The organism is Burkholderia sp. KJ006 (assembly GCF_000262695.1).
Taxonomy (GTDB): domain Bacteria; phylum Pseudomonadota; class Gammaproteobacteria; order Burkholderiales; family Burkholderiaceae; genus Burkholderia; species Burkholderia vietnamiensis.
Genome location: NC_017921.1, coordinates 596,464 through 620,678 on the forward strand (window position 1 = coordinate 596,464; position 24,215 = coordinate 620,678).

A 24,215-nucleotide genomic window follows, 5' to 3' on the forward strand; every position below is an offset into this window, starting at 1 on the left:
CGCGTCGTCACGCGGCGGCGCGCAGCGGCACGCGCGCGGCCACGACGGTGTGGCCGACCTGCGACGCGATCGTCAGCGTGCCGCCGAGCGCGTCGAGGCGCTCGCGCATGTTGCGCAGCCCGATCCCGCGGCGCGCGTCGGTTTGCGTACGCTCGGCATCGAAGCCGCAGCCGTTGTCGGCGATGCTCAGCGTGACCGCATGTGCGCCGACGTCGAGCGTGACGGCCGCGCGCGACGCATGCGCATGATGCACGATGTTGCTGAGCGCTTCCTGTGCGATCCGGAACAGCGCCGTGTTGACGGGCGCCGGCAACGGCCGCGCGCCGCTGTGCGCGACCTGCGTGTAGCCGATGTCGATGCCGCTTTGCTCGCCGAGCTCGCGCACGAGCTGCTCGAGCGCGGCCGCGAGGCCGAGATCGTCGAGCATCGCCGGGCGCAGCGCATGGGAGATGCGCCGCACCTCGCGCAGCGTGTCGCCGAGCCGGCCGATGCCGGACGCGAGCGCCTGCTCGGCTGCGGGCATGCGCGTCGCGCCGCGCTCGAAGCGCGCGAGCGCGGATTCGAGCATCAGCTTCGCCGACACCATCATCTGGCTGATCCCGTCATGCAGTTCGCGCGACAAGCGCTCGCGCTCCTGTTCCTGCGATTCGACGACGCGCTGCGCGAGCTGCTTGAGCTTTGCGTCGGCGCTGCGCGACTCGCTGACGTTGAGCACCAGCGCGCACACGGCGATCGCCGCGGCGCCGGTCAGCGCGATCGCGGTGAGCCAGCTCATCGTGCGCTCGATGTTCGCCGACGCGCGCGCGTCGATGCGCTGCAGCGCGGTGTCGACGTCGTCGAGATAGATGCCGGTGCCGAGCATCCAGCCCCAGCGATCGAGCGCGACGACGTAGCCGAGTTTCGGCGCGATCCTGCCGGTGGACGGCCGCTGCCACGCGTAGCGCACGTAGCCGCCGCCGTGCGACGCGGCGCCGATCAGCTGCTGCATCGTCAGCGCGCCTTGCGGGTCGCGCATCGACCAGAAGTTGTGGCCGACCCGCTCGGGCTCGCGCGGATGCATCAGCGAATTGCCGTGCAGGTCGTATACGAAGAAATAGCCGTCCGGGCCGAAGTCCATTTTCTGCAGCATCGCGAGCGCCTGCGTGCGCAGCATCGCGTCGTCGCGGCCGTTGCGGCCGCTCGCTTCGTACAGCGGCATGATCGCGCTGGTCGCGAGCTCGACGTAATGCTTGAGCTCGCCTTCCTTGCTCGCCAGATACGCCGCCTCGATCGTCGCGTGCTGCGTGCGAGCGAGCGAGGTCGCCTGCTGGCGCACGCCGAAGCCGATCCCGGCGATCGCGAGCAGGAACGGCACGATGGCCAGGAGGAATATCTTCGCCTTGAGTCTCATGGTGGTCCGAAGCGGGCGCGGCGGTGCGCACGCGTGCTGCGCGCGGCGGCGCGGCGAGCCGACATTGTCGGCGATTTTGCGGTGCGCGGCGACGGTCGGTGCCGGCCGGCCGCCGCTCAGGCGCGGCGCGGTGCGCGCTCGCCGTCGGCCGCCGTGTGCACGACGACCTGGTTGCGCCCGCTCGCCTTCGCGCGATACAGCGCGTCGTCGGCGAGTTTCAGCGCGGCCTGGATGGTGTCGCCGCGTTCCGGATAGCAGGTCGTCACGCCGATGCTCGCGGTCACGCGGCCGCACATGCCCGCATCGTGGCGGATGCCGAGATCGAGGATGCCGGTGCGGATCGTCTCGGCGATCGCGACGGCGCCGTCCGTGTCGACGTCGGGCAGCACGACGACGAATTCCTCGCCGCCGTAGCGGGCCGCGTAATCGGCCGGCCGGCGCAGGCAGCCGGCGATGCAGCGGCCGACCGCGGCGAGCGCATCGTCGCCGGCCTGATGGCCCTGTGTGTCGTTGTAGCGCTTGAAGTGATCGACGTCGACGAACAGCAGCGACAGCGCGTGCTGCGAGCGCGCGGCGCGCCGCCATTCGCGCGCGAGCGTGACGTCGAGCATGCGGCGGTTGTCGAGCCCGGTGAGGCCGTCGGTGCGCGCGAGCGCCTGCAGCTCGGTTTCCGCGCGCTGGCGCTTGCGCAACTGCACGTCGAGCAGCAGCGACAGCCCGATGAAGCCGATCGCGAGCGCGACCATCGCCGAGCCGATCGGGATCGCGCGGTCGTACCACGCGGCGTAGGTGTCGGCTTCGGAGCGCGCGACCATCAGGATCAGCGGCAGGTTCTCGAGGTGGCGGAACACGTAGAGGCGGCGCACGCCGTCGATCGTCGCGGTGTCGATGAAACTGCCCTCGCTTGCCGTCATGAAATGGCGGAACGTGCTCGCATGGCTGATGTCGCGGCCGACGATCGACGGATCGTACGGTTGACGCGCGACCATCCGGCCGTTGGTCTTGATCAGCGCGACCGAGCCGCGATCGCCGAGCGCCAGCCGCGCGAACAGGTTCTGGAAATATTCGAGCCGGATCGACATCACCGCGACGCCGCCGAACGAGCCGTCGGGCCGCGTGATCCGCCGGCTGAGCGCGATGCTCAGGGAGCCGTCGCGCAGGCGCGAATGGTAAGGGTCGCTCACGTACAGCCCGACGTCCGGATGATCGCGATGGACGGCGAAATACGCTTCGTTGGCGAAATTGGCCTTGCGCGGAACGTCGGTCTTGCAGTCGACCGCGATGTCGCCGTTCGCGTCGAGCACGTAGATGCCGCCCAGGTACTTGGCCGTCGTCGCGCGGTCGAACAGCACCTGGCGCCGCAGCGGCATCGGCAGATTGGCGACTGCCGGGTCGTTCGCGCCGTCGACCACCGCCTGTAGCGACAGCGAGTAGATTTCGATGTTGCGCTCGATGTCCCACGACGCCATCAGCGCGACGTTCTGCTGCGTGGTGCGGGCGCGGTCGCGCGCGTCGATGCGACCTTCGTATAGCACGATCGCGCACAGCAGCAACAGCAGCAGACCGATCAACAGCCCCGAGTAGAAGATCAGGTGCGGCAGCAGCGCACGGCGCACGCGAGCGACGACGCGGCCGGTCCGGCGGGATTCGCGGGGCACTGCGTAGTCGGTTTCAGCCATGGCGCATGGAACGATGGGCATCGCGGCCGGACGGCGAGCCGATGCGATTATTCGTGTGACACGTAGCTGGCGGTCCGATACGCGCCCCCGGGGCGCCCGCGCTGACGGACCATCGAAAGACGAATGCCGATCGTCGGCAATCGCATCCGGGCGAACCGATCAGATCGCATTCGCCGATGGGTTTATTCGTGAATCGAAGGTCGTACGAATCGTGCCGCAGATGGGTCCGAGTATAACGCGCGCATCAAGTGGCGCTGAATATGTCGCGCACCGTTGATTCGGATCAAATTAGGGTTTTAACCTCTACTTGCAAATTGCGCGCGGAAGGCAATTGGGCGACCGATTGCGCGGACGCGCGCCGCGATATTCATATTGAAAAACGGGCGGCCGAAATCGGCCACCCGTCTCGTCAAAACGCATGCGGGAAATCCCGCGTGCGGCTGCTTACGCGCTTTGCTGTTGCGCCTTGAACGCGAGCCGGAACCGATGCAGCAGCGGCTCGGTATAGCCGCTCGGCTGCGACGTGCCCTGCAGCGCGAGCGCGCATGCCGCGGCGAACGCGGTGGACTGCTCGTAGTCGGGCGCCATCGGCCGGTAGTTCGGATCGCCCGCGTTCTGCTGATCGACGACGCGCGCCATCCGCTTGAACACGTCCAGCACGAACGCCTCGGTGATCACGCCGTGGCGCAGCCAGTTCGCGATGTGCTGGCTCGAGATGCGCAGTGTCGCGCGGTCTTCCATCAGGCCGACGTCGTGGATGTCCGGCACCTTCGAGCACCCGACCCCTTGTTCGACCCAGCGCACGACGTAGCCGAGGATGCCCTGCGCATTGTTCTCGACTTCGCTCAGGATCTCGCTGTCGCTCCACTCGGCGCGTTCGACCACCGGGACCGTCAGCAGCCCTTCGAGCAGCGCGTCGCGCTCGCTCGCGTACGGCGTCTTTTCGAGCGCCTGCTGGACGGCCTGCACGTCGACGAGGTGGTAATGCAGCGCGTGCAGCGTCGCCGCGGTCGGCGACGGCACCCACGCGGTGTTCGCGCCGGCGCGCGGATGCGCGATCTTCTGCTCGAGCATCGCGTGCATCAGGTCGGGCATCGCCCACATGCCCTTGCCGATCTGCGCACGGCCGCGCAGGCCGGCCGACAGGCCCGCGAGCACGTTGTTGCGCTCGTAGGCGGCGATCCACGCCGACGACTTCATGTCGCCCTTGCGGATCATCGGGCCGGCTTCCATCGCGGTGTGCATTTCGTCGCCGGTGCGGTCGAGGAAGCCGGTGTTGATGAACGCGACGCGCCCGGCCGCCGCCGCGATGCAGGCGGCGAGGTTCACGCTGGTGCGGCGCTCCTCGTCCATGATGCCCATCTTCAGCGTGTTGCGCGGCAGCCCGTACAGATCCTCGATGCGCGCGAACAGCGTGTCGGCGAACGCGACCTCGACCGGGCCGTGCATCTTCGGCTTCACGATGTAGATCGAGCCGGTGCGCGAGTTGCGCTTGGCCTTCCGGTCGTGCAGCGCGCACAGCGTCGTGACGACGCCGTCGAGGATCCCTTCCGGAATCTCGTTGCCGTCGCGATCGAGCACCGCGCCGTTGGTCATCAGATGGCCGACGTTGCGCACGAACAGCAGCGAGCGGCCGTGCAGCGTCAGCGTGCCGCCGGCCGGCGTCGTGTATTCGCGGTCGGCGTTCAGGCGGCGCGTGAAGGTCTTGCCGCCCTTCGCGACTTCCTCGACCAGCGTGCCCTGCATCAGCCCGAGCCAGTTGCGGTACAGCTGGACCTTGTCGTCGGCGTCGACCGCCGCGACCGAATCCTCGCAGTCGATGATCGTGCTGACCGCCGCTTCGAGCACGACGTCCTTCACGTTTGCGAGGTCCGCGCGGCCGATCGGTGTGGACGCATCGATCTGGATCTCGACGTGCAGGCCGTTGTGCTTCAGCAGGATCGCGGACGGCGCGCCGGCTGCGCCCTGGTAGCCGACGAACTGCGCAGGCTGCGCAAGGTGCACGACGCCGCTGGCGGTTTCGACGGCGAGCTGGCCGTCCTCCACGCGGTAGCGCAGCGCGTCGCGATGCGAACCGCTCGCGAGCGGCGCCGCGTTGTCGAGCACGTTGCGCGCGTAGTCGATCACGCGCTGTCCGCGCGTCGGGTTGTAGGCCGTGGTGCGCTCGGCGCCGCCGTCTTCGGGCAGCGCATCGGTGCCGTACAGCGCGTCGTACAGGCTGCCCCAGCGCGCGTTCGCGGCGTTCAGCGCGTAGCGCGCGTTCGACAGCGGCACGACGAGCTGCGGGCCGGCCTGCGTCGCGATCTCGCTGTCGACGTTCGCGGTGGCTGCCGCGACGTTCGACGGGACCGGCACGAGGTAGCCGATTCGTTCGAGGAATGCGCGGTACGCGGCATGGTCGCGTACCGGGCCGGGGTGCGCGCGGTGCCACGCGTCCAGTTCGTGCTGCAGGCGCTCGCGCTCCGCGAGCAATTCGCGGTTGCGCGGCGCGAACTCGTGCACCAGCGCCGAAAAACCGCTCCAGAATGCGGCCTTGTCGATGCCGGTGCCCGGCAGTGCTTCGTCTTCAATGAACTGGCTCAGCGCTGGCGCGACTTGCAGTCCTGCTTGGTCGATCATCGTGATTCCTCCCGGGGAATGGAAAACGCGCGCGGATCAGGCCGCGACGCTTTGTATGCCGCGCGGGCGAGCCGTGCATCCGGTCCGGACTCTACGCCGGACACACCGATCGCGCCCGCAATACGGCCGCCCGCCGTGACCGGCGCGCCGCCTTCGGGCAAGCCCGCGCGCGGCGCGCCCGGAAACGCGGTGCAGCCACTGTGGATCATATCCCCATACGCGCGCGTAGCGCCCCGGGCGGCGTCAAGCCCAGGCGCGATCGTGCCCGGCGGCGCGTCAAGATCCGGTATGCGCTGGCGTGCTACTGTCGTCGATCGTGCTGCCGGTCGGTGCCGCGCTTGCCTTCGCCGGTGCGCAGACCGGGGGCGAGGCCGATCGCGGCTTTCGGGCTGGCCGGCGCGACATCAGCGCGCTTCATCGCCGCATGCGGCTGTGGAGGCGGAACGATCGCTGGCGTGCGCGGTTCTACAATGCGGTGACGGCACATCCCTTCGGTCAGGGCCGGCAGCGCTGCGCGCGAGCATGTCCGAGTGTGCGTTGGCTGCACCTGCGAGCGCGACGAATCGCAGTGTGTGATGCGGTCGACACTGGCTCTGGCGCGATCGACATGATTCGCATCGAGCGGGCCGATGCGCCGCCGCCGCTGTAGCGGCGAATATCGGGCAATACCGGTTGCCGCCGCGGCCGAACGGTCGGATATGTCACAATGTGAGCAATTCGATGTGCGGTTCGCCACGCTCCGTTTCGCTGTCGCGCAATGCGCACTGCGGGCGGTCGGCCGTGGTGCGCCGCCGATCCAGAAAGGAGGACGCTGCATGTCGATTCCGACGCGTGGCGACGGGCTCGACGCCCGCGCCGTAGAGATTCTGCATCGCCCCGTGTGCGACCTGCTCGGCTGTGCCTGGCCGATCGTGCTCGCGGGCATGGGCGGTGTCGCGCGGGCCGAGCTGGCGAGTGCGGTGAGCGCCGCCGGCGGGTTCGGTTTTCTCGGGATGGTGCGTGAGCCGGTCGCGTTGATCCGGCGCGAGGTCGAGCGGGTTCGCGCGGCCACCGCGCAACCGTTCGGCGTGAACCTGATTCCGGCGTCGACGCCGCGCGAACTGCTCGACGCGCAGCTCGATGCATGCATCGAATTGCGGGTGCCGGTCGTCGCGCTGTTCTGGGACGTGATGCCGGACGTCGTGCGGCGCCTGCGCGATGCGGGCGTGCGCGTGGTTCATCAGGTCGGCTCGCTCGACGACGCGCAGGCGGCCGACGCGGCCGGCGCGCACGCGCTGATCGTCCAGGGGCACGAGGCCGGCGGGCATGTGCGCGGCGATCGGCCGCTCGCCGAGCTGTTGCCGCAGGTGGTGCGCGCGACGCGCTTGCCGGTGCTGGCCGCGGGCGGGATCGCCGACGGCGCCGACGTGGCCGCCGCCATGGCGCTCGGCGCGCAGGGCGCGGTGATCGGCACCGCGTTCATCGCGACGCACGAGTCGTTCGCGCATCCATATCACCAGCAGCGGATCGTCGACGCACGCGACGGCGACACGCTGCTGACCGACGTCTTTCACATCAACTGGCCGCGCGGCGCGCGCGTGCGCGTGTTGCCGTCGAGCGTCACGCGCGGCGAGCGCGGCGATCCGTTCGGCGACGCGCGCGTGGTGATCGGCGACGAGGAAGGGCGGCCGATCTATCTGTTCAGCACCGATTCTCCGCTGCGCACGATGACCGGCGATTTCGAGGCGATGGCGCTGTATGCGGGCACGGGCGTCGGCCGCATCCGGGCGATCGAGCCGGCCGGCGACGTGCTGCGCCGGATCGCGCTCGATGCGGCGGCGCGCCTCGGCCAAGGCACCGGCGCGGCGCGCCCGGCCGACGCGGACGCCGACCGCAGCGCGTTGCTGGCCGCGCTCGACGAACTGCTGGAGGCCGAGCGCGCGGGCGCACGCGTCGCGTCGGAGACGGCGGCCGAGATCGACGACGATCCCGACCTGCATCGGCTGATCGCGCATATTCGTCAGGACGAAGCGCACTGGTGCAGCGTGCTGGTGGACGCGATCCGCACGCTCGGCGCCACGCCGACGCGTGCGACCGGCGCGTTCTACCAAAAGGCGATGGCGATCGACGATCTGGGCGAGCGCATGGCGTTCCTGAACCGCGGGCAGCGCTGGGTCGTGCGCAGGCTGCAGGCGCTGCTGCCCACGCTCGCGAACCCGGATATCCATCACGCGTTGTCGCTGATGCTGGTCGCGCACGAGAAGAACGTCGGCGCGGTCGACATGCGGCTGCGGAAGACGGGCGCGGGCCGCGCGTAGGAATGCGCGCAGCCGCGGGCCGGCGGCGCGGCAACCGCTAGAATTGCGGTTTTAGCCCGGAATACGTCCATGTCCTTCGCCTCGCTTGGCCTGATCGATCCTCTGCTGCGCACTCTGCAGGATCTCAACTACCAGACACCGACGCCGGTGCAGGCCAACGCGATTCCTGCGGTGCTCGGCGGCAAGGACGTGATGGCCGCGGCACAAACCGGCACCGGAAAAACTGCCGGCTTTGCGCTGCCGTTGCTGCAGCGGCTGGTGCAGCATGGCCCGGCGGTGTCGAGCAACCGCGCGCGCGTGCTGGTCCTCGTGCCGACGCGCGAGCTGGCCGAGCAGGTGCTGCAGAGCTTCGTCGAATACGGCAAGGGCCTGGACCTGCGCTTTCTGGCCGCGTACGGCGGCGTCAGCATCAACCCGCAGATGATGAAGCTGCGCAAAGGCGTGGACGTGCTGGTCGCCACGCCGGGCCGTCTGCTGGACCTGAACCGCCAGAACGCGGTGCAGTTCGATCAGGTGGAAACGCTGGTGCTCGACGAAGCCGACCGCATGCTCGACCTCGGCTTTGCCCGCGAGCTCAACGCCGTGTTCGCCGCATTGCCGGCCCGGCGTCAGACCTTGCTGTTCTCCGCGACGTTCACCGACGACATCCGCGCGATGGCGGCGACCATTCTGCGCAACCCCGTCAACATCAGCGTGAGCCCGCCGAACACGACGGCCAGCCGGATCAAGCAGTGGGTGGTGCCGGTGGACAAGCGCAACAAGCCGGAACTGTTCATGCATCTGGTGGCGGAGAACAAGTGGGAGCACGCGCTGGTGTTCGTCAAGACGCGCGCGGGCGTCGATTACCTGGCGGCCATGCTCGACGAGGCCGGCTATGCGGTCGACACCATTCACGGCGATAAGCCGCAGCCGGCGCGTCTGCGCGCGCTCGAGCGCTTCAAGGGGCGCGACGTGCAGATGCTCGTCGCCACCGATGTGGCGGCGCGCGGCCTCGACATCGACGATCTGCCGATGGTGATCAACGTCGATCTGCCGATCGTCGCGCAGGACTATGTGCACCGCATCGGCCGGACTGGGCGCGCGGGCGCGAGCGGCGTCGCGGTGTCGCTCGTGTGCGCGGACGAAGCGCCGCAATTGGCTGCGATCGAGGCGCTGATCGGCAAGACGTTGCGCCGCGAGGAAGAGCCTGGATTCGAAGCCGAGCATCGCGTGCCGGAAACCAGCGCGACGGGCCAGCTCATCAAGAAACCGAAAAAGCCGAAGAAGCCGAAAGTGTTGCAGGCCGCGCCGGCCGCCAAGCCGATGCCGGGCAAGCAGGCGCGGCCGCGGAGTGGGGAAGGGAGCGGCAAGCCGGGGGCGAAGCGCGCGGGCGGCGCGGGTGCGGCAAGCGGGAAAGGCGCGAAAAGCGTGATCAGCGGCAGCCCGTTCAGCGTGCAGAAGCCGCGCGGTAAATCGGGCGGCAAGCTGGGCGGTGGTTCGGCCTCGGCGGGCAAAGCGACGGGTGGGCGCGGCAAAGGCTGAGCCTGTTGCTGATCCGCGTTCGGGCGAAGGCTCGTACGCGTTGCGGCGGGTACATACGGGCGCAAGGTTCTTCCAGGCAGCGGCGGCAAGCCGGCTGGCCGGCCTGCCGTCGAAGTTGCGAACCGGACCATGACAGCTAGACTGGAAGTTCCCCATGCAAACCATCGAGGGCCACATGGCGAACATCTACGTGGTTAAAACCGGCGAGCAATTCCTCTGCACCGGCGAGGACGGCGACATCGGCCTCGCGCCCGTGATCGAGGACGCCATGTCCTTTTTGTCCTACGACGAAGCACTCGCGGCGGCGAACGAACACGCCGAACCGGGGTTCGAAATCCTGTCCGTCGATATGACGCGTCGCTGATGCGGATGTCGATGGTGAGCGGCCGGTGATGGCGGTGCGGTGTGGTGTTGTTTGGGCGGGCCACGGTGATGCCCGCTAGCGCAGGCCGTCGAGTGCCCCGGGATGCTACCGATGCGGACGCCAAATTCATGCCGGGACATTCCAGCCGCCACCCAGCGCGCGGACAAGCATGTACCCAGCGAATTGCGATGCGCTATGCCATCGCAGTCGAGTCACGCGCGGCGCGTTTCCGTAGCTGCGCCGAGGTGTATCGCAGAGGCGTGTCGCGCCGTCGGGGATGCTGATACCTCCCGCCGTCCTCGACTGGTGGCACCGCCGCATTAACTTGGTCCGTATGCGTGCATCGCTCTTCAAGCTGCGCTGCAACAGTAAAATAAGTCGCCGCCATCGCTGGGAGGAACAATGATTTTTCATTCGCTTGGTGGCGTTGTATCGAACCTGCGCTCAACGCGCGCCCACTATCAACGATCTAAATTTGGTGATTTCGAAGATGTGGCTAGGGAAGTCGCGCCTTTGATGCTTGCGGCGATCGGCGATGATGCGATGGCGCTAAACAGTGCGATAGCAAATGATTCCGATAGGGCACGCCCGAAGTTGCCTGAAGGGTATTGGATCGAGATGGAGATGGCCGGGAAGCTAATGCGTGGATGGTTTGAGACGGTTCCCTTCAAGGATGGGGATAAAGTTGCAGTTGTCTTTAAAGGCGAGGGCCATCTGGTCGCAGTAAATAATCCCGAGCAGCGGGTTATCGTGTTCGCGCCGGGCCTGCCCGAAGTGTTGAAAAATGGCTTTGGCAAGATGGTTTTCTACATGTTTTTGATAGTGAATACGATACTATTTTTTGGCGCGTTGATATTATTTTCATTCGCGATAAATTCGTGGAATGAACTGCGTTTGGTGATCTGCATGTTGTTTGTGGCGACTATTTCCATCAGCACACTGTTTTTTCTTGCGACCTTAAGGGATGAATTGTTCGGAGTTTTGAGGGCGAAAAAAATCATGAAATTGCTGGGATTATCGGATTTTTATCGTGGAATGAGAGGGGACTCCGATGGTGTAAGAAGTCATGGCTTCCATTACTGACGTAGCATCGGGATGTACGGACAATTTCAAGAATGTGTGTACGGTCGGCCGCAGACATGAGTAGCAATTGGCTAGCGTGGCTTCGTGATAGCGCTCAACAGTTACTCTGGTGTCCTCGGTCGAAAATCGATAACGTTCCCCGGATCGCCAGAAAAAAGCCCGCCGAAGCGGGCAACCTCTCGATGAAGAGGACGAACTCCTGATCTGCGACCGCCACCGCCACCGCGCACCGCCACCGCCACCGCGCACCGCGCCACCCTCACCCCTTCGTCGCCCCGAACGTCAGCCCCGCGACGAAGTGCTTCTGCATCGCGAAGAACATCGCGACCGACGGCAACGCCGCGAGGATCGACCCGGCCGACACGAGGTTCCACGACGTCGTCCATTGCCCCTTCAGCGCCGCGACGCCCGCCGTGATCGGCGCGGCCTCGTCGCCTTGCGTGAGGCACAGCGCCCAGAAGTAGTCGTTCCACACGAACGTGAACACCAGAATCGCGAGCGCAGCCAACGCTGGCCGGATCAACGGCAAAACGATCCGCCAGAACACCGTCCACTCGCCCGCGCCTTCGATGCGCGCTGCCTCGATCAGCTCGAACGGCAGCTGCTTGATGAAGTTGCGCAGAAACAGCGTGCAAAAGCCCGTCTGAAACGCGACGTGAAACAGGATCAGCGCCTCGACCGTATTGAACACCCCGAGCCGCAGCGACAGATCGCGCACCGGAATCATCAGCACCTGCACCGGCACGAAATTTCCCGCGACGAACGTGCCGAACAATGCGGTATTGCCGCGAAACCGATACGTCGCGAGCGCGAAGCCGGCCATCGCCGCGAGCGCGATCGAACCGAGCACCGACGGCACCGTGATCTGCACGCTGTTCCAGAAGTAATGCAGCATCGGCGACGTGGTCAGCGCATCGCGATAGTTCTCGATCATCGAGAAATGCCGCGGCCAGCCCCAGTAGTGGCCTTCGACCAGCTCCTCGGTCGAGCGCACCGACGTGACGAACACGGCGATCATCGGCAGCAGCCAGATCACGAGCGCGACGGGCAGCGACAGCTTGTACAGCCGGCGCGATACCGGCTTCCACTGGGCAACGGGTGTCGGAAACATGATGAGTGAACTCCCGAAAGTCACTGCTCGTTGCGCAGCATGCGGCGCAACTGGAACACGATGTAGACGAGCATGATCGCGAACAGCACGACCGCGATCGACGCGGAATAGCCGAGCCGGTAGTACTTGATCGCCTGGTCGTACATGTAATACGCGAGCACGGTCGAACTCTCGAACGGGCCGCCGCCCGTCATCACCGAGATCAGGTCGAAGCTGCGCAGCGCGCCGATCACCGTGACGACGATCGCCATGAACGTGGTCGGCCGCAACTGCGGCAGCACGACGTGCCACAGCAGCGCGAAGCCACGCGCGCCTTCCATGCGCGCCGCTTCGATCTGCTCGGGGTTCACCGACGTGAGGCCGGTGAGGTACAGGATCATGCAGTACGCGGTCTGCGGCCACAGTGCGGCGAGCACGATGCCGAACGTCGCGTAGCGCGCATCGCCGAGCACCGGAATGCCGTGCCCGGCGATCAGCGCGAGCAGCCCGAAGGTCGGATCGTAGAACCACGAGAAGATCAGCCCGACGACCACGCCCGACAGCACGAACGGCGCGAAGAACAGCGACTTCACGAGCCGGATGCCGGCCACGGCCTGATTCAGGTACAGCGCCAGCGCGAGGCCGAGCGGCGGCGCGAGCATGAACATCGCGAGCCAGATCACGTTGTTGCGCAGCGCGGTGTAGAACGTCGGCGCGTGCAGCAGCTCGGCGTAGTTCGCGAGGCCGACGAAGGTGCGCTCGGTCATCCCGTCCCAGTTGCACAGGCTCAACCACAGCGTCGACAGGATCGGCCAGATCACATAGACGGCCACCATCGCGCAGGCCGGCGCGAGAAACAGCCAGGCGGCGCGCCGCTGCCGCCGCGCGGCAGGCGACGGGCGGCGCGCGGGCAGCGCGGCGCTCGGCCCGCGCGCCGGCGGTGCGGCGGCCCCGCCGGCAGGCGTTCGAACGGATCGGGACGTGGTCGGACTGGACACGGCAAGCCTCCTGAAACAACGGATGCGGCGGCGCGGGGCCGCCGCACGGGTCGCACGGTTACTTCTTGTAGATCCGCTTGCGGGTCTGCTCGAGCTGCGCGAGCACGCTGTCGAGCTGCGCGGGATTCGAGACGAACTGCTGCATTGCCTTCATCCCTTCGTCGGCCATTTCCTTCGTCATGTCGCGATCGTAGAACTGCGCGACGCCGCCCTTGGTGTCGGCGAGGATTCGGAAACCGATCCGCGAGATCGGATCGGCCGGCTCCGGCGACTTGCTGTTCGCCGACAGCGAGCCGAGCCCTTCCGCGAGCTTCGCGCCCATCTCCGGCGTCTCGACGAACGCGAGGAACGTATGCGCATCGGCCTTGTTCTTCGCCTTGGTCGGGATGTGCAGCGATTCGACCGGGCCGTCCTCGGCGGTCGGCACCTTCGGGTCGATGATGGGGAAGCGGTAATAGCCCATCTCCTGCTTCACGTTCGGCGGAAAGCCCGCCGCGATGAAGGTGCCCATCAGCATCATCGCGGCCTTGCCCTGGAACAGGAACGGCTGCGCGCCGTCGAGATCGTAGGACAGCGCGTTGTCGATGAAGTAGCCCGCGTCGATCAGCGACTTCCACGTCGTGTAGACCTTCTTCACGCGCGCGTCGGTGTACGGCACGTCGCCGGCCATCAGCTGCTGGTGGAACGCGTTGCCGTTCAGGCGCAGGTCCAGATAGTCGAACCAGCCGGCGAGCGTCCATGCGTCGCGGCCGCCCACCGCGATCGGCGTGATGCCGGCCGCCTTCAGCTTCTTGCACGCATCGAGAAACTGGTCCCAGGTCTTCGGCTCGTCGGCGATGCCGACCTTGCCGAACAGGTCCTTGCGATAAAAGAGGCCCCACGAGTAGTAGACGGTCGGCGCCGCGTACTGCTTGCCGTTGTACGACGATGCGCTGCGCGTCGACGCGTACATCGCATCCCAGCCGTTCTTCTTCCAGTCGCCGCTCAGGTCCTCGAACAGCCCGCGCCGCGCGTAGTACGCCATCCGTTCGCCTGCGTGCCAATTGACGACGTCGGGCGCGACGGTGGTGAGCCATGCGGGAAGCTGCACCTTGTACGCTTCCTCGTCGACGTAGGTGGGCTTCACGTCGATGTCCGGATGCGCCTTGTGGAACGCGTCGATGGTCGACTGCCAGACCGCGCGCTGGCTCGCGCCCTTGAACGCGATGTTGATCGTCAGCGTGCCGGCGTCGGCGGGCGCCGCGGCGCCGAGCGAGGCGAACGCGATGGCGGCGGCGCTCGCCAGCCGGGCGGCAACGCGAAGGGGGCGATGTGTCATGTCTGTCTCCATTCCTGTATGTCGTTGTGCGTGACCGGCGCGTGCGCCGGGGGCGATGCTACGGACGGCTTCGATACACGGCGACGCCTTGCGGCTCGACCTGCGCGGCGCCGACCACGAACGCGGACGGCGCCACCGCATCGATCGTGTGCGGTGTGCTGCCGTAGTTGAACACGTAGGTCAGGCCGCCGCGCCGGCTCACGCGCACGTCGTCGCCAAGCGGCGTCGGCGTGAGGCCCGCTTCGGCCGCGACGTCGGCGAACCCGCGCAACGTGGTCGCATCGTCGAACAGTGCGGCCCAATAGTGAAATGCGCCATGCGATACCCACGCGGGATGGCCGTCGGCGAAGCGCGCGTGCACGACGCTGCGCGCGTCGTCGTGCAGCTCGACGAGGTCGCGCCAGTGGCGCGCGTCGCCGCTCAACGGCGAGCCGTCGCGCAGCGCGCCGTCGATGCGCTCGGTCACGTTCGGGCGCAGCGATTCGACGCGCCACACGCGCAACGGCAGGAGCGACGCGAGCGGGCCGGGCGGCAGCGCCGGCGGAATCTGCAGGTCGACGGTCTTCGATCCGGTGCGCGGGCCGAACACGGCATGCGCGCCCGAGGCGGCGAGCCGCGCCGCGAAGTCGTCCGGCACGACGGGCAGCGGCGGCACGACGACGAGCCGGTAGCCGTCGAGCGGCGCGTGCGCCGAGACGATGTCGACGTCGAGGCCGAGCGCGCGCAGCGCCGAGTAATACTCGAACGCGAAGCGCGGGTAGTGGAAATCGGCGCCCTGCGGCTGGACTTCGAGCAGCCACTTGGCTTCGTAGTCGAACACGAGCGCGACGGGGGCGCGCACCGCGCCGTCGGCATCGGCGTCGAGCACGGCGGCGATTTCGCCCGCGACCCGCTGCGCTTCGCGGCCGCCTTCGTCGAGCCGATCGTCGGGCGTGTGCAGGCCCGCGTGCATCTGCTCCTGCGCGAACGGCGCCTGCCGCCAGCGGAAATACGACACGCAGCCGGCGCCGTGCGCGAACGCTTCCCAGCTCCAGAGACGCACCATCCCCGGCAGCGGCGCCGGGTTCCAGTGCGCCCAGTTCACCGGGCCCGGCTGCTGCTCCATCACCCAGAACGGCTGCTTCGACATGCCGCGATACAGGTCGTGATTGAACGACGCGAAGTCCGGGTGGCCGGTGCGCAGCCAGCGCGCCTTCACGTCGGGCGCGAACCACAGCTCCTCCAGCGCGCCGAGCGGATAGCTGTCCCAGGTCGCGACGTCGAGGTCGCGCGCGACCGCATAGTGGTCGAACTCGGTGAACAGCTGCATGAAGTTGTGCGCGACGGGGCGGCCCGGCGAATGCGCGCGGATCACGTCGACCTGCATCCGGTGATAGCGCGCCAGCTCGTCGGACGCGAAGCGGCGGTAGTCGAGGCGATGCGACGGATGCGCTTCGGTCACGGTGCCCACCGGCGCATCGACCTCGTCGAAATGCCGGTACTCCATGCTCCAGAACACGGTGCCCCACGCGCGGTTCAGCGCGTCGATCGTGCCGTAGCGCGCCTTCAGCCAGGCGCGAAAACGCAGGAGCGCGGCCGGCGAGTAGCTGACGACGGTCTGGTGGCAGCCGAGCTCGTTGTCGGTCTGCCAGTAGCGCACGGCCGGATGGCGGCCGTAGCGTTCGGCCACCGCGGTGCAGATCCGGCGCGACGCTTCCAGATAGGTCGGCGACGAGAAGTCGTAATGGCGGCGCGAGCCGAACTTGCGCGGCAGGCCGTCGGCGCCGATAGCGAGGATGTCGGGATGACGATCGACGAGCCATTTCGGCGGCGTCGCCGTCGGCGTGCACATCACGATCTCGAGGCCGGCCGCGCCGAGCGCGTCGATCGCGCGGTCGAGCCAGCCCCACGCGTATTCTCCCGGCGACGGCTCGATGCGGCTCCATGCGAACTCGCCGATCCGCACCTGCACGATGCCGAGCGCCTTCATGCGGCGGGCGTCGTCGGCCCACATCGATTCCGGCCAGTGTTCCGGGTAGTAACAGACTCCGAGGCGCATGCCCGATCCTTATGCGTAATGGTGGACGGGAAGGTCGGCGCACGCGGGCACCGCGCGGCCGTCTTCGTTGAACAGATGACACGCGGCGGCCGCTGCGTGCACGTGCACGCGCTCGCCGGCGTGCACGGCCGCGTCGCCGGGCACTTTCGCGATCAGCGGCGCGCCGCCGGGCTGATCGAGATGCACGTAGGTCTGCTCGCCGAGACGCTCGACCAGCGCGACGTCGCGCGCGAGCGTCGTCGCGTCGGGCGCGGCGCCGAGCGTCAGATGTTCGGGGCGGATGCCGAGCGTGACGGCTGCGCCCGGCGCGAGCGCGGAGCCGTCGCGCGGCAGCGTGAACGATTCGCCGGACGCCACGAGCGTGACGTTCGTGCGCCGCGCGTCGCAGGCGACGACGACGGCCGGCAGGAAGTTCATCCGCGGCGAGCCGATGAAGCCGGCGACGAAGCGGCTGGCCGGATGGTGATAGAGGTCGAGCGGCGCGCCGACCTGCGCGATGCTGCCGTGCCGCGCGGTGTCGGCGCCCGTGTGCAGCAGCACGATCTTGTCGGCGAGCGTCATCGCCTCGGTCTGGTCGTGCGTCACGTAGACGACGCTCGCGCGCTCGAACTGCCGATGCAGCTTCGCGATCTCGATGCGCGTCTGGCCGCGCAATGCCGCGTCGAGGTTCGACAGCGGTTCGTCGAACAGGAACACCCCGGGCTCGCGCACGATCGCGCGGCCGATCGCGACGCGCTGCCGCTGTCCGCCGGACAGCGCCTTCGGCTTGCGCTCGAGCAGCGTGTCGAGCTGCAGGATCCGCGCGGCGTCGCGCACCTTGCGGTCGATCTCGGCCTTCGGCACGCGCGCGAGCTTCAGGCCGAACGCCATGTTCTCGTAGACGGTCATGTGCGGAAACAGCGCGTAGCTCTGGAACACCATCGCGACGCCGCGCTCGGCGGCCGGCACGTCGTCGACGCGGCGGCCGTCGATCGACAGCTCGCCGTCGCTCAGATCCTCGAGGCCCGCGATCATCCGCAGCAACGTCGACTTGCCGCAGCCCGACGGGCCCAGGAACACGCAGAACTCGTGCGCGCCGATGTCCAGATCGACGTCGCGTATGACCGGCGCGTGCTCGCCATAAGCCTTCTGCACGCGACGCATCGAGATGCTCGCCATTGTCTCCGCTCCATGTTTTAATGCGCTTCGATCGATGCTTAAGCGCTTAATCATCGCGATCAAAAAAATAGGCGATTGCGATCGCGGCCGAGTCGCGCTCGTCGGTCGAGCGGCAGGGTGTGCGGCGATAGTGCGCTGCTTCGGGTAGCGAAGCAAATACTGGATTCACCTCTCATATAGTGGGCAAATCATGGCGACACTCGACGAAGTGGCGCGTCGCGCCGGCGTGACGGCCGCGACGGTGTCGAACGTGCTGCGCGATCGCGGGCGGGTCGGCGAAGCGACGCGCGCGCGGGTGCTCGAGGCCGTGCAGGCGCTCGGCTACCGGCCGCATCTGGCGGCGCGCGCGCTCGCGGAAGGGCGCGCGCCGACGGTCGCGCTGATGGTGTCGAGCATCGCGAACCCGTTCTATCCGGAGTTCGCGCTGGCGGTCGAGCGCGCGGTGCGGCGCAACGGGCAGTTCCTGATCGTCTGCAACACGAATGAAGATCCGTTGCAGGGGCGCGCGTATCTCGACCAGATCGCCGGCACGATTTCGGAGGGCATTCTGGTGACGAACGCGAACCTGCATCTGCCCGACCTCGCCGACGTCGCGCGCCGCGGCGTGCCGGTCGTGCTGTGTCTGTGGGAGCGGCCCGATGCGCCGCCCGACGGGTTGCCGTGCGTGGCGGTGGATTTCCGCGAGGCGGGGCGGATCGCGACGCGGCATCTGGTCGAGCTCGGGCATCGGGCGATCGGCGTGATCGTCGGCGGCTCGGCGAGCGGCGTGCAGGCGGCGCGCTACGACGGTTTCGTCGACGTGATGCGCGAAGCGGGGCTCGACGCGTCGATCGTCGCGGCCGAGCCCGATTCGATCGAAGGCGGCGTGCGCGCGGCCGGCCGGCTGCTCGATGCGCATCCCGAGTTGACCGCGCTGGTCGCGACCAACGATCTGCCGGCGATCGGCGCGCTGCACGCGGCGGCCGATCGCGGCAGGCGCGTGCCCGACGACCTGTCGATCGTCGGCATCACCGACATCCACCTCGCGCGCGACACGCGGCCGACGCTGACGACGGTCGCGATTCCGACCGCCGAGGCGGCGGCGCTCGCGGTCGAGTTGCTCAATACGTTGCGCGAGGCGGGCGGCCGGATCGACGACGGGTCGCGCGTGCGGATCGCGTCGGCGCCGCGGTTGGTCGTGCGCGGGACGACCGGTGCGGTGCCGGGGATGTGGGGGGATGGGTAGTGGTGGTGGATGGGTGAAGTCGATGGCCAACGCTGAAGCCGAAGCCGAAGCCGAAGCCGATGCCGAAGCCGAAGCCGATGCCGAAGCCGAAGCCGAAGCCGAAGCCGAAGCCGAAGCCGAAGCCGATGCCGATGCCGAAGCCGAAGCCGAAGCCGAAGCCGAAGCCGATGCCGAAGCCGATGCCGAAGCCGATGCCGATGCCGAAGCCGAAGCCCATGGCCGAAGTCCGAAGTCCGGCGCTCAATGCTCAACGCGCAACGCGCGACGCGCGACGCACGAGTGCCGCGGTATGCCCGCGCTTCGGGCGCTTCGGGAAACGGGCCAGACGGCCAGACCGCGCACGCCATCGGCCCGCTCGCGCTATGGCTGCTCACGAAGCCTAAACCCGCCGTCGTGACCGACCGCGTGACCAATCGCGCACCCGCCCGCCGAATCACCCCCCTTCCGGTGTCACAATGGCGGCCTCACGTTCCGTCACCGAGGAGATCGAAATGGCGCATGGCGAACACAAGTACCGCGTGGCTGTGGAGTGGACCGGCAACCGCGGCAGCGGCACGTCCGGGTATCGCGAATACGGCCGCGATCACGTGATTCGCGCTGGTTCGAAGCCCGACATTCCGGGCTCGTCCGATCCTGCGTTCCGCGGCGACGCGCAGCGCTGGAACCCCGAGGATCTGCTGGTGGCGTCGGCGTCGGCGTGCCACAAGCTCTGGTATCTGCATCTCTGCGCGGAGGCCGGCGTCCGCGTGCTCGCGTATCTCGACGACGCGCACGGAACGATGCTCGACGGCCCCGATCACGGTTGTTTCAGCGAAATCGTGCTGCATCCGCATGTGACGATCCGCGCGGGCGACGATCGCGAGCTGGCGGCGCGTCTGCATCACGATGCGCATGCGAAGTGCTATATCGCGAACTCGGTCGACTTTCAGATCCGCTGCGAACCGGTGATCGAGTCCGCGGCCGCGTAACGCGTAACGCGTAACGGCGGCGCGCGACACGGCAAGCCTGCCACCCGTGCCCGCCGACCCACCCGCCATCCCCGCCAACCCGCTCCCCCACCTCAGAGCGCGACACCATACACGTCGCGCGCCGCTGCCCGAAGCGCATCGGCCATCACCTCGACGGCCGGCGAAGGCAGCCGGTCGGTGCGCGTGATGATCCCGAAATCGTCCATCCGGCAATCCATCTGCAGCGGCAGCACCGACACGATCCCGTGGCGCGCGTAGTACGTGGCGACATCCTCGGCGAGCACCGCGATCATGTCGCTCTGCTCGATCAGCTGCGTGATGAACAGCAGTGCGGCCGTCTCGACCACGTTCACGGGCGGCGCGAGGCTCGCGCGCTGGAACACCAGTTCGAAGCGATGGCGCAGCACGCTGCCGGCCGGCGGCATGACCCACGCGGCGCGCTGCACGTCGGCGAGCGACAGCGGCGCCTGCGCGAGCAGCGGATGGCCCGGCCGCACGACCGCGGCGACGGGCTCGCCGGTCAGCGGCTCGTACCGCAGATGCAGCTTGTCGTGCTCGGCCGACAGCCGGCCCAGCACGATGTCCAGCTTGTCCTGCGCGAGGTGCTCGAGCAGCGCGTTGCTGGTGTCGATCGCGACCGACACGCGCACGTTCGCGTGCGTGCCCTTCACGGCCGCGACGGCCGGCGGCACCAGCCGCAGGCCCGGCGACGTGATCGCGCCCACCGCGACATGCCCGAGATGCCCGGCCTTCAGCGCGGCCAGCTCCTCGCGCGCCTGATCGAGGCTGCCGAGCGCGGCGCGCGCGTGGCGGATCAGCGCGTCGCCGTACAGCGTCGGCCGCATCCCGCGCGGCAGCCGCTCGAACAGCACCGCGCCGATCGACTCCTCGAGCTCGCGCAGCAGCTTCGACGCGGCCGGCTGCGTCATGCTCAGCGCGGCCGCCGCGCGGTGAATGCTGCCTTCGTCGGCGAGCGCGACGACCAGCAGCAACTGGCGCGTCTTCAGGCGATTGCGGTTTCCCCACGGGCTGGCTTCGGTCATCGTACGGGTTTATATCGATATCGGAATCGATATCGTAATCGCCTAAAACGTCATTAGCGAGTTATCAAAATTCTGCCTAGACTGCGCCGGTATCCCGTCACCACAGGACTGACGATGTCGGCAACAAAACCCAGGCTGCGCTCCACCGAATGGTTCGGCACCAATGACAAGAACGGCTTCATGTATCGAAGCTGGATGAAGAACCAGGGCATCCCCGATCACGAGTTCGACGGCCGGCCGATCATCGGCATCTGCAATACGTGGTCAGAACTGACGCCCTGCAACGCCCATTTCCGCAAGCTGGCCGAGCACGTGAAGCGCGGCGTCTTCGAAGCGGGCGGCTTTCCGGTCGAGTTCCCGGTGTTCTCGAACGGCGAATCGAACCTGCGGCCGTCCGCGATGCTCACGCGCAATCTTGCATCGATGGACGTCGAAGAGGCCATCCGCGGCAACCCGATCGACGCGGTCGTGCTGCTCGCCGGCTGCGACAAGACCACGCCGGCGCTGCTGATGGGCGCGGCGAGCTGCGACGTGCCGGCGATCGTCGTGTCGGGTGGCCCGATGCTGAACGGCAAGCTGGAAGGCAAGAACATCGGCTCGGGCACGGCCGTGTGGCAACTGCACGAAGCGCTGAAGGCCGGCGAGATCGACCTCCATCACTTCCTGTCGGCCGAAGCCGGGATGTCGCGCTCGGCCGGCACCTGCAACACGATGGGCACCGCGTCGACGATGGCGTGCATGGCCGAGGCGCTCGGCGTCGCGCTGCCGCACAACGCGGCGATTCCGGCCGTCGATTCGCGCCGCTACGTGCTCGCGCACATGTCGGGCATCCGCATCGTCGAGATGGCGCTCGAAGGGCTCGTGCTGTCGAAGGTGCTGACGCGCGCCGCGTTCGAGAACGCGATCCGCGCCAACGCGGCGATCGGCGGCTCGACCAATGCGGTGATCCACCTGAAGGCGATCGCGGGCCGCATCGGCGTGCCGCTGGAGCTCGAGGACTGGATGCGCATCGGCCGTGACACGCCGACGATCGTCGACCTGATGCCGTCCGGGCGCTTCCTGATGGAGGAGTTCTATTACGCGGGCGGCCTGCCGGCCGTGCTGCGCCGGCTCGGCGAAGGCGGCCTGCTGCCGCATCCGGACGCGCTGACGGTCAACGGCAAGTCGCTGTGGGACAACGTGCGCGAAGCGCCGAACTACGACGACGAGGTGATCCGTCCGCTCGACCGGCCGCTGATCGCGGACGGCGGCATCTGCATCCTGCGCGGCAATCTCGCGCCGCGCGGCGCGGTGCTGAAGCCGTCGGCGGCGAGCCCCGAGCTGCTCAAGCATCGCGGCCGCGCGGTAGTGTTCGAGAACCTCGAGCACTACAAGGCGACGATCAACGACGAATCGCTCGACGTGGACGCCAGCTCCGTGATGGTGCTGAAGAACTGCGGGCCGCGCGGGTATCCGGGGATGGCGGAGGTCGGCAACATGGGGCTGCCGCCGAAGCTGCTGCGCCAGGGCGTGAAGGACATGGTGCGGATCTCGGACGCGCGGATGAGCGGCACCGCGTACGGCACGGTCGTGCTGCACGTCGCGCCGGAAGCGGCGGCCGGCGGCCCGCTGGCGGCGGTGCGCAACGGCGACTGGATCGAACTCGACTGCGAGGCCGGCACGCTGCATCTGGACATTACGGATGACGAACTGCAGCGGCGGCTGTCCGACGTCGATCCGACGGCGGCGCCCGGTGTATCCGCGCAGCTCGGCAAGGGCGGGTATGCGCGGCTTTACATCGATCACGTGCTGCAGGCCGACGAGGGCTGCGACCTCGACTTCCTGGTCGGCACGCGCGGCGCGGACGTGCCGAGCCATTCGCATTGAACGGCGGGTGGCGGCGTAGGGATGAGGAGCGCGGTGCGGTCGGGTGGAGATCGGGATATGCGCCGGGTGCGAGCAAAAGCGCCAATGCGGACCGACCGCGAAGCATGGGGTCCACGTAGGCGCTGAAGCGCCAACGTGGACCGACAGGAGACAAGATGACGACGCAGTACACGCCCGCGCACCCCGCGGCGGAACAGTCCGACTCGCCGGCAGCCGTCGACGAGCGGCAGCTGACCCGCCTGCTCACGCGCAAGCTGGTGCCGTTTCTCGCGCTGATCTACGTGGTCGCGTACGTCGACCGTACGGTCGTCGGCTTCGCGAAGCTGCACATGAACGCGGCGGTCGGCATCGGCGACGCCGCGTACGGCCTCGGCGCCGGACTCTTCTTCATCGGCTACTTCCTCTGCGAAGTACCGAGCAACCTCGCACTCGGCCGCTTCGGCGCACGCGTGTGGTTCGCACGCATCCTCGCGACGTGGGGCGTGATCACGATGGCGATGGCGCTCGTGCAAGGCCCCACCAGCTTCTACGTGCTGCGCTTCCTGCTCGGCGCGGCCGAAGCCGGCCTCTATCCCGGCATCCTGTACTTCCTCACGCAATGGTTCCCGATGCGCGACCGGGCGCGCGTGATCGGCCTGCTCGTCCTCGCGCAGCCGCTCGCCGGCATCGTGACCGGCCCGCTCGCCGGCTGGCTGCTGTCGACGCACGGGCTGTTCGGCCTGTCCGACTGGCAGACGCTGTTCGTCGTCAGCGGCCTGCCGGCCGTGCTGCTCACGTGGCCGACGCTGCGGCTGCTGCCGGAGTCGCCCGCGCACGCGCGCTGGCTGAACGACGTCGAGCGCCGCTGGATCGCGAACCAGCTCGCCGCCGACCGCGACACGTATCGCCCCGATTCGCACCGCAACCCGCTCGCCGCATTGCGCGATCGCCGCGTGCTGCTGCTCGCCGCGCTGTTCCTGCCGTTTCCGCTGTGCATCTACGGGCTGTCGCTGTGGCTGCCGACGATCATTCACGCATTCGGCGCAGGCGATGCGGCCACCGGGCTGCTGTCCGCGGTGCCGTACCTGTTCGCGGTGCTCGGCCTGCTGATCGTGCCGCGTCATTCGGACCGCAAGCGCGAGCGCTACGGACACATCGTCGTCGTATCGGCGGCGGCCGCGCTGACGATGGCCGCGAGCGCATGGGTGCGGCAGCCCGCGCTGCAGCTGGCGTTCATCTGCCTGACCGCGTTCTCGCTCTACTCGATCCAGGCGGTCGTGTGGGCGCTGCCCGGCGAATTCCTGAGCGGCACCAGCGCGGCGGTCGGTATCGCCGCGATCAACTCGCTCGCGAATCTCGGCGGCTACGCGGGGCCGTACGGCATCGGCCTGATCAAGGCGGCGACCGGCAGCCTCGCGGCCGGCCTGTACTTTCTCGCGGCGACGCTGCTGTTCGCGGTGCTGATGACGTTCGTCGTGCGCGCGGCGCTGCGCACGCCCGAACCGGCCGCGCGCGCCTTCGCCCGCGAATCATGAATGGATTGTTTTGCGGCTGACCGCCGCTTCGACCGACGCAGGAC

19 protein-coding genes are annotated in these 24,215 nt (G+C 68.1%); 9 read left to right on the forward strand and 10 right to left on the reverse strand.

Features of this window, described 5'->3' with window-relative positions; genetic code table 11:
* Positions 1-7 precede the first annotated feature (7 nt).
* The 4 genes from MYA_RS16795 to MYA_RS29985 all read right to left on the reverse strand — a co-directional run bounded on the left by MYA_RS16795 (position 8) and on the right by MYA_RS29985 (position 5,897).
* Complete coding sequence (locus tag MYA_RS16795; protein ID WP_034193757.1) at positions 8-1,390, reverse strand: cache domain-containing protein; 1,383 nt, start codon at positions 1,388-1,390, stop codon at positions 8-10.
* 116 nt (positions 1,391-1,506) lie between these two features.
* Positions 1,507-3,069 (reverse strand): sensor domain-containing diguanylate cyclase, encoded by a 1,563-nt coding sequence (locus MYA_RS16800; protein WP_041494041.1) that lies wholly within the window; start codon positions 3,067-3,069, stop codon positions 1,507-1,509.
* A gap of 444 nt (positions 3,070-3,513) precedes the next feature.
* On the reverse strand, positions 3,514-5,688 hold the full coding sequence (locus MYA_RS16805) for a malate synthase G (RefSeq protein ID WP_011881159.1): 2,175 nt from the start codon (positions 5,686-5,688) through the stop codon (positions 3,514-3,516).
* A complete protein-coding gene (locus MYA_RS29985) occupies positions 5,685-5,897 on the reverse strand; it encodes a heme-binding protein (protein WP_083854905.1) in 213 nt (70 codons plus the stop codon). Before MYA_RS29985 ends, MYA_RS16805 begins: the two co-directional genes overlap by 4 nt.
* 606 nt (positions 5,898-6,503) lie before the next feature.
* On the opposite strand from MYA_RS29985, the gene MYA_RS16815 reads away from it, so the two are divergent.
* The 4 genes from MYA_RS16815 (at position 6,504) to MYA_RS16830 (ending at position 10,953) form a co-directional block, all read left to right on the forward strand.
* Positions 6,504-7,985, forward strand: a complete 1,482-nt coding sequence (locus MYA_RS16815; RefSeq protein WP_041494043.1) for a nitronate monooxygenase — start codon at positions 6,504-6,506, stop codon at positions 7,983-7,985.
* A gap of 69 nt (positions 7,986-8,054) precedes the next feature.
* Positions 8,055-9,506, forward strand: coding sequence for a DEAD/DEAH box helicase (locus MYA_RS16820; RefSeq protein WP_014724273.1), 1,452 nt, complete (start codon positions 8,055-8,057; stop codon positions 9,504-9,506).
* A 175-nt stretch (positions 9,507-9,681) separates the two neighbouring features.
* A complete protein-coding gene (locus MYA_RS16825; protein ID WP_014724274.1) occupies positions 9,682-9,870 on the forward strand; it encodes a hypothetical protein in 189 nt (62 codons plus the stop codon).
* Positions 9,871-10,272: 402 nt separating this feature from the next.
* Positions 10,273-10,953, forward strand: coding sequence for a hypothetical protein (locus tag MYA_RS16830; RefSeq protein WP_011881164.1), 681 nt, complete (start codon positions 10,273-10,275; stop codon positions 10,951-10,953).
* Positions 10,954-11,212: 259 nt separating this feature from the next.
* Here the strand turns inward: MYA_RS16830 and MYA_RS16835 are convergent, their stop codons facing one another.
* From MYA_RS16835 to MYA_RS16855, 5 genes are read right to left on the reverse strand one after another with little or no spacing between them, the layout of a single operon-like run.
* A complete protein-coding gene (locus MYA_RS16835) occupies positions 11,213-12,064 on the reverse strand; it encodes a carbohydrate ABC transporter permease (RefSeq protein ID WP_011881166.1) in 852 nt (283 codons plus the stop codon).
* Positions 12,065-12,084: 20 nt separating this feature from the next.
* On the reverse strand, positions 12,085-13,041 hold the full coding sequence (locus MYA_RS16840) for a carbohydrate ABC transporter permease (RefSeq protein WP_014724275.1): 957 nt from the start codon (positions 13,039-13,041) through the stop codon (positions 12,085-12,087).
* Positions 13,042-13,099: 58 nt separating this feature from the next.
* Positions 13,100-14,359: an ABC transporter substrate-binding protein gene (locus tag MYA_RS16845; protein ID WP_014724276.1), complete on the reverse strand. Its 1,260-nt coding sequence runs from the start codon at positions 14,357-14,359 to the stop codon at positions 13,100-13,102.
* 58 nt (positions 14,360-14,417) lie between these two features.
* Positions 14,418-16,397 carry a beta-galactosidase gene (locus tag MYA_RS16850; RefSeq protein ID WP_014724277.1) on the reverse strand — a complete coding sequence of 660 codons (1,980 nt, stop codon included), beginning with the start codon at positions 16,395-16,397 and terminating at the stop codon, positions 14,418-14,420.
* A 9-nt stretch (positions 16,398-16,406) separates the two neighbouring features.
* The gene (locus MYA_RS16855) at positions 16,407-17,555 is read right to left on the reverse strand and encodes an ABC transporter ATP-binding protein (protein ID WP_011881170.1); all 1,149 of its coding nucleotides are present in this window, start codon (positions 17,553-17,555) and stop codon (positions 16,407-16,409) included.
* Between the two features lie 190 nt (positions 17,556-17,745).
* On the opposite strand from MYA_RS16855, the gene MYA_RS16860 reads away from it, so the two are divergent.
* The 3 genes from MYA_RS16860 (at position 17,746) to MYA_RS16870 (ending at position 19,748) form a co-directional block, all read left to right on the forward strand.
* Positions 17,746-18,780, forward strand: coding sequence for a LacI family DNA-binding transcriptional regulator (locus MYA_RS16860; RefSeq protein ID WP_014724278.1), 1,035 nt, complete (start codon positions 17,746-17,748; stop codon positions 18,778-18,780).
* Positions 18,781-18,802: 22 nt separating this feature from the next.
* Positions 18,803-19,177, forward strand: a complete 375-nt coding sequence (locus tag MYA_RS31840; protein WP_162471377.1) for a hypothetical protein — start codon at positions 18,803-18,805, stop codon at positions 19,175-19,177.
* Positions 19,178-19,271: 94 nt separating this feature from the next.
* A complete protein-coding gene (locus MYA_RS16870) occupies positions 19,272-19,748 on the forward strand; it encodes an OsmC family protein (RefSeq protein ID WP_014724280.1) in 477 nt (158 codons plus the stop codon).
* Between the two features lie 92 nt (positions 19,749-19,840).
* Here MYA_RS16870 and MYA_RS16875 read toward each other — a convergent pair whose 3' ends face one another.
* Positions 19,841-20,791 carry a LysR family transcriptional regulator gene (locus MYA_RS16875; protein ID WP_014724281.1) on the reverse strand — a complete coding sequence of 317 codons (951 nt, stop codon included), beginning with the start codon at positions 20,789-20,791 and terminating at the stop codon, positions 19,841-19,843.
* Between the two features lie 114 nt (positions 20,792-20,905).
* On the opposite strand from MYA_RS16875, the gene MYA_RS16880 reads away from it, so the two are divergent.
* Together MYA_RS16880 and MYA_RS16885 are read left to right on the forward strand one after the other, a co-directional pair.
* Complete coding sequence (locus MYA_RS16880) at positions 20,906-22,657, forward strand: IlvD/Edd family dehydratase (protein WP_011881174.1); 1,752 nt, start codon at positions 20,906-20,908, stop codon at positions 22,655-22,657.
* Between the two features lie 155 nt (positions 22,658-22,812).
* Positions 22,813-24,171 (forward strand): MFS transporter, encoded by a 1,359-nt coding sequence (locus tag MYA_RS16885; RefSeq protein ID WP_014724282.1) that lies wholly within the window; start codon positions 22,813-22,815, stop codon positions 24,169-24,171.
* The last annotated feature ends 44 nt before the right edge of the window (positions 24,172-24,215 follow it).